Origin of the sequence: Xanthomonas sp. SHU 199, assembly GCF_000364665.1 — a bacterium.
Lineage (GTDB): Bacteria > Pseudomonadota > Gammaproteobacteria > Xanthomonadales > Xanthomonadaceae > Xanthomonas_A > Xanthomonas_A sontii.
The window spans coordinates 1-6,410 of the sequence record NZ_AQOI01000594.1 but is presented as its reverse complement, the minus strand read 5'-3'; the positions used below and the strand labels follow the sequence as shown (position 1 = coordinate 6,410).

Sequence of the window (6,410 nt, the reverse complement as noted above, 5' to 3'; positions counted from 1 at the left end):
CCCGGCGGAGCCGCTGGCCACGCGCCTGGCCGAATCCGGCCTGCTGCCCGACGCCATGCTGCGCGCGGCGATGCGCCGGTTGTGTGCGCAACGCCTGCGCGACGAGCGCGCCGGCGGCGCCGACGCGGCCTGGGAGCGCCAGCGCCTGCTGATCGAATCGCTGCGCGAAAGCGCCATCGCGATCGAGACCGACGCGGCCAACCGCCAGCACTACGAAGTGCCGCCGCGCTTCTTCGAGCTGTGCCTGGGCAAGCGCCTGAAGTACAGCAGTTGCTACTGGGACGCGACCACGCCCGATCTCGATGCGGCCGAGGAACGCATGCTGCAGCTGTACGCCGAACGTGCACAGTTGCGCGACCGCCAGCGCATCCTCGAACTGGGCTGCGGCTGGGGCTCGCTGACGCTGTGGATGGCCGAGCAGTTCCCCGGCGCGCGCATCACCGCGGTCTCCAACTCGCGGCCGCAGCGCGAGCACATCGAAGCGCAGTGCCGCGCGCGCGGGCTGAGCAACGTCAAGGTGATCACCCACGACGCCAACACCCTGACCCTGCCGACCGAGAGCTACGACCGTGTGGTCTCGATCGAGATGTTCGAGCACATGCGCAACTACCGCGAACTGCTCAAGCGGGTCAGCCACTGGCTGGTGCCGGGCGGCCGGCTGTTCGTGCACATCTTCTGCCATCGCGACCTGGCCTACCCGTTCGAGGTGCAGGGCGAGGACAACTGGATGGGCCGGCACTTCTTCACCGGCGGCCTGATGCCGGCGGCCGACACCCTGCTGCAGTTCCAGGACGACCTGGCGATCGAACGCCGCTGGCTTCTGTCCGGCCAGCATTACGAGAAGACCGCCAACGCCTGGCTGCACAACCAGGACCGCCACCGCGACACGCTGATGCCGGTGCTGCAGGCCACCTACGGCACCGACGCCAAGATCTGGTGGCAACGCTGGCGCATGTTCTGGATGGCCTGCGCGGAACTGTTCGGCTACGAACAGGGCCAGCAGTGGGGCGTGGCGCATTACCGGTTCGTCAGGCGCTGAGGCGCTGGGGTGCCGGGAATGGAGAATGGGGAAACGGGAATGGGTGTCCCGCGAGTGCCCGGGTTACCTGCGCACCCAAGGAACTTCCGGTCAACCGCGACGGGCTTTACCGGCGACGCCTGTCGCGGCTAAAGCCACAGCTTCACGCGGTCGCTCAGGCGACGCACTGCCGGCTTTCCCATTCCCGATTCCCGATTCCCGACTCCCCATTCCCGGCTTTCACGCCGCCGCGGTAATGACGATCTCGATCTTCCAGGCCGGGTCGGCCAGCTTGGCCTGCACGGTGGCGCGGGCCGGGGTGTTGCCCGGGCTGACCCATTCTTCCCAGACCTTGTTCATTTCGGCGAACTCGGCCAGGTCGGTCATGAAGATCTCCGCGCGCAGGATCCGGCTCTTGTCGGTGGCGGCGAGCGCCAGCAACCGGTCGATCGCGGCCAGCACCTGGCGGGTCTGGCCGGCGATGTCTTCGCTGGTATCGTCCGCGATCTGCCCGGCCAGATAGGCCACGCCGTTGTACACGGTCATCTCCGACATCCGCGGGCCGGTATCGAAACGCTGGATCATGATGCGCTGTCCTGTAGTGGGAAGACCGCGCCATTGTCGCGCGATTGCGCCGCGGCTGCAGGCACCGGCCGCCACACGCGATACGCCACCGGCAGCAGCCAGGCCAGGATCAACACGATCGGCAGTTTCTGGGTCAGCCCGCGCGGCGGTGCGCGCCACAGCACATGCACCCACAGGGCCACGAACGCCAGCACCGCCAGCAGCAACAGCGGCCCGGCGCGGCCCTTCCACGCCGCCTGCCCGCGCAGCCACGCGCTCTGCAGCAGCATCGCCGTGGTCACGCACAGGAACGCGGTCTGCGCGGAGAGTCCGTGCACCAGCGGCGCCAGCAGCGGTGCGCGCTGCGGCAGATAGCTGTCGCCGATCGCCACGCCGCACAGGCCGAGCGCGGCGCAGCCGAACAGCACGACCGGCGCGCCGCTGCGCGCGCGTGGCGGCGCCTGCGCATACAGCCCGGCCGCCAGCGCCACCACGCCGACGGCCAGCAGGACGTAGACGGTGCTCAGCAGCAGGCCGCCGGGCCCATGCAGGTACTGGCTGAGCGTGGCCTGCTGCCAGTGCAGATCGGCGCGCACGACCTGCAACGCCATTGCCACGCCGAGGAACAGCAGCGCCAGCAGCAGCGCCGCGGCGCCGGCCAGGCGCGTCCAGCGCGGCGGCTTGGGAAAGGGAGATGCGGACAAGGGCATCGACAGGCTCCGGAACCGACACAGACCGTCGCCACATGCGCTGGCCACGGCCCCTGCCGCGATCCCGACGCCGTGGCGACGTGCGATTCCACTATCATGCGCGTCGCCGGCACGGCCGGTATAGCCTGGAGCGTGGGATGCACGGCAAGAGGAGCGGTACGGCTGACAGGGGTGCGATGTGCGCGCTGCGGGGTGCGGCCCGGGAGGGCGCCAAGCTCACCGGTACCGGACTCGCCTTCGCGCCGCTGACCGCGACCGCTGTCGGGACCTGACGCGTGGCATCCCACCGGGGTGATGCGCGGCAGGCCGGTGCAACCCGGCTTGCCCCGACACCCCACCCACCGCGACGCAGCCACTTGGTCGCAGCCCTCTCAATGTTCGTCACACGCTTTCATCCAACCGGTATCGCGATGGCCCGTCTTCGTTTCACCCGCACTTCCGCTCCGGCCGCGTCGCGCACCGCGCAACGTGCGCCGTCGCGCCTCGCCGCCGTCCGTCCGCAATGACCGACGCCGCGCCCTCTACTCCCGCACCCACGCCCGGCTGGCGCCGTGCGCTGCCGGTGCTGGCCAGCCTGGCGATCCTGGCCCTGGCGCTGCACGCGCTGGCCACGGAGTTCAGCACCCACGGCTACAGTGCGATCCGTCACGCCTTCAACCAGCTGAGCCTCAGCCAGATCGTGCTGACCCTGCTGCTGGGCCTGAGCAGCTACGCCTGCCTGATCGGCTTCGATGCCGTCGGCCTGCGCCGCAGCGGGCGCAAGCTGCACCCGATGCGGATCAGCATCACCGCGTTCCTGGCGCATGCGGTCGGGCAGACCCTGGGCTTCGCCGCATTGACCGGCGGCGCGGTGCGCCTGCGCGGCTACGGCCGGGTCGGGCTGAGCCTGGCCGAGATCGGCCAGGTGGTGCTGATGAGCACGCTCGGCTTCGTGTTCGGCGCGTGGCTGCTGCTGGCGCTGGCCCTGACCCTGGAGCCGGCCGCGGCGGCGCTGGCGCTGCCGGTCGGCGCGACTGCGGTGCGCGCGATCGGCATCGCGTTGCTGGTCGGCTTCGCCACGATGCTGCTGCTGGCCGGCCGCGACGGCCGCACCCTGCGCTGGCGCAGCCACGAACTGTGGCTGCCGGACCGGCGCACCACCCTGGGCGTGACCGCGCTGAGCGTGGTCGAGCTGGGCCTGGCCAGTGCCGCGTTCTACGTACTGCTGCCCAACGAATCGGGCATCGAATACATCGGCTTCGTCGGCCTGTACCTGGTCGCGGTGGTGGCGGGCCTGGTCTCGACCGTGCCGGCCGGCCTGGGCGTGTTCGAGTGGAGCCTGCTCAAGCTGCTGCCCGGCGTGGCGCCGGCGGCGGTGCTGGCGGCGGCGCTGATCTACCGCATCACCTACTACGTGGTGCCGCTGCTGCTGTCGGTGCTGATGGCGTCGCTGTCCGGCCTGCGCCGGCCGCTGGCCGCCAGTGCCGGCGGCGTGCGCGTGGCCTGGCGCACGCTGCGCCCGTGGCTGCCGCAGATCATCGCCCTGGCGGTGTTCGCGGTCGGCGCGGCACTGGTCATCGACGGCACCCTGCCCACGCCCAAGCGCCGCCAGGACATGGCGCCGCTGTCGATCATGGAAACCTCGCACTTGCTGGCCAGCCTCGGCGGCGTGGTGCTGCTGCTGATCGGCCAGGGCCTGCAGCGGCGCAGCCATGCCGCCTGGGTGCTGGCGATCGGCATCTGCGTGCTGCTGCCGCTGCCGGCCTGGCTGCGCGGCGGCCACGTCTCGGTGGCGCTGTCCTCGCTGGTGGTGGCGGTCGGCCTGTGGGGCGCGCGCCGCGAGTTCTATCGCGAGGGCGCCCTGCTCGACGAGGCCTGGTCGTGGCCGTGGCTGCGCAACCTCGGCCTGGTGCTGATCGCCACGATCTGGCTGCTGTTCTTCGTCTACAGCCACGTCGAATACCAGAACGAGCTGTGGTGGGAGTTCGCCACCTCGGCCAACGCGCCGCGCGCGCTGCGCGCGGTGCTGCTGGTCAGCGTGGCGGTGGTGGTGTTCGGGCTGGCGCGGCTGCTGCACAGCACGCGCTCGCCGTTGCCGCCGGCCGATGGCGCGCAGCTGGACGCGCTGGCGCCGGTGCTGGCCGATGCCACCGACACCCAGGCCTGCCTGGTGCTGACCGGCGACAAGGCGCTGCTGCAGGCCGAGGACGGCCCCGGCTTCGTGATGATGCAGCGCTACGGCGGCTCGCTGGTGGCGATGGGCGACCCGGTCGGCGCGCCGGAAGTGGCCCGCGCGCTGATCTGGCGCTTCCGCGAGGAAGCCGACCGCATGGGCCTGCGCCCGGTGTTCTACCAGGTCGGCGAGCAGCACTGGCAGACCTACCTGGACCTGGGCCTGACCCTGGTCAAGCTCGGCGAGGAAGCGATGGTGTCGCTGGAGGGCTTCCACCTGGAAGGCCGCGACCGCGCCGACCTGCGCCAGGCCTGGAACCGCGGCAAGCGCAGCGGGCTGAGCTTCCGCATCGTCGAGACCGACGCGGTGGACGCGCTGATGCCGGTGCTGGCCGAGGTCTCGCAGCAGTGGCTGGAAGACAAGGCCGGCGCCGAGAAGGGCTTTTCGCTGGGCAGCTTCGACCCGGCCTACCTGCGCCGCTTCCCGATCGCGGTGGTGGAGTTCGAAGGCAAGGTCGTGGCCTTCGCCAACCTGTGGCAGGCCCCGGCCGGCCACGAGCTGTCGGTGGACCTGATGCGGCACATCGCCGATGCGCCGAAGGGCACGATGGACTTCCTGTTCATCGAGCTGTTCCTGTGGGGCCGCGACCAGGGCTACAAGCGCTTCTCGCTGGGCATGGCGCCGCTGTCGGGCCTGGCCCAGCACCGCCTGGCCGGCCGCTGGAACCGCTTCGGCAACCTGATCGTGCGCCACGGCGAACGCTTCTATGGCTTCACCGGCCTGCGCCGCTTCAAGTCCAAGTTCGCCCCCGCCTGGCGCACCCGCTACCTCGCCGCCCCCGGCGGCATGCACCTGCCCGCCGCCCTGCTGGACGTGACCCGACTGATCTCGCTGGATCCACGCAAGCCGGAGTGAGGCCGGGATTGGGGAGTCGGGATTGGAGATTGGCCTGGCTACCCCGCGTTTGCCTGGGCATTGCGAGGCTTCGCACCGTACCCTCATCCGCCCCTTCGGGGCACCTTCTCCCGAGGGGAGAAGGAACAGCTAAAGCCCCTCTCCCCCCGGGAGAGGGGTTGGGGTGAGGGTACGACCGCCATGGAGTCCGGCGACACCGAACGGGCGCTTGTGCCGCGCAGAACTGGCGTTTCAGCGATCAGCGTCGCGGCTGAAGCCGCTCCTAAGACGGCGCGAACGGACAAGCCCGCACGCGCGACCAACCCCCAATCCCGACTCCCCAATCCCGGCGTCTACTGAATCCGCTGCAGGATCTGCTTGGCCAGCGTCGCGTAGTCGCCCTGGAAATGATGGTCGCCGGGCAGCTTGACCAGTTGCACCGCGCCCTTGGGCAGGTCCGGGCACAGCGCGTCGTCGTCGTCCTCGCCGTAGATGCACAGGGTCTGCGCCGGCGGCATCTTCGCCACTTCCGGGGCGATCGGCAGGCCGTCGTCGCCGGAGCTGATCCAGTTGGACACGTGGAACTCGTAGTCGGCGGTCTTGCCGACCGACAGCAAGGCGGTGAGCTGCACTTGGTCGCGCATCGCTTCCGGCAACTGGTTGTAGGCCGCCGGCAGCACGTCGGCGCCCTGCGAGAAGCCGATCAGCACCACCCGCCCGCGTTGCCACAGGTGGCTGTAGTGGCGGTAGATGCGGTCCAGGTCGGTGGCGAAGCCCTGCGGCGTGCGCTCGCTCCAGAAGTAGCGCAGCGAATCCACGCCCACCACCGGGATGCCGGCCTTGGCCAGGGCGCCGGCGACCTGCTGGTCGAGTCCGGCCCAGCCGCCGTCGCCGGAGACGAAGATCGCGAACACGTTGCCGTTGTCGGCATCACCCGCGCCCGCGGCGGCAGGCACTTCGACCACCGGCAGCCCGGCCAGGTCGGCCGGGGTCGGCGGCAGGCTGACGCCGGGCCGATCGCCCAGCGAACGCACCGCCGCACGCAGGCCCGGCAGCGCATCGCCGCTGGCGC

Annotated in this window: 5 protein-coding genes; 2 read left to right on the top strand and 3 right to left on the bottom strand. The window is 70.7% G+C overall.

All coding sequences use genetic code 11. The features are described from left to right. Nucleotides 1-1,039 (top strand): class I SAM-dependent methyltransferase (locus D183_RS0117550; protein WP_017910152.1); only part of this gene is annotated, 1,039 nt, incomplete at its 5' end. Between the two features lie 219 nt (nt 1,040-1,258). Here the strand turns inward: D183_RS0117550 and D183_RS0117545 are convergent. Together D183_RS0117545 and D183_RS0117540 are read right to left on the bottom strand one after the other, a co-directional pair. Continuing rightward, entirely contained in the window at nt 1,259-1,603 is a 345-nt protein-coding gene (locus D183_RS0117545; RefSeq protein ID WP_017910151.1) for a RidA family protein, read from the bottom strand. Next, nucleotides 1,600-2,292: a DUF998 domain-containing protein gene (locus D183_RS0117540; protein ID WP_026144593.1), complete on the bottom strand. Its 693-nt coding sequence runs from the start codon at nt 2,290-2,292 to the stop codon at nt 1,600-1,602. Before D183_RS0117540 ends, D183_RS0117545 begins: the two co-directional genes overlap by 4 nt. Nucleotides 2,293-2,794: 502 nt before the next feature. Here D183_RS0117540 and mprF point away from each other — a divergent pair. Beyond that, nucleotides 2,795-5,359: a bifunctional lysylphosphatidylglycerol flippase/synthetase MprF gene (gene mprF / locus D183_RS0117535; RefSeq protein ID WP_026144592.1), complete on the top strand. Its 2,565-nt coding sequence runs from the start codon at nt 2,795-2,797 to the stop codon at nt 5,357-5,359. Between the two features lie 332 nt (nt 5,360-5,691). Here mprF and D183_RS0117530 read toward each other — a convergent pair. Then, the coding region (locus tag D183_RS0117530; RefSeq protein ID WP_017910148.1) for a virulence factor family protein at nt 5,692-6,410 on the bottom strand (719 nt) is incomplete at its 5' end.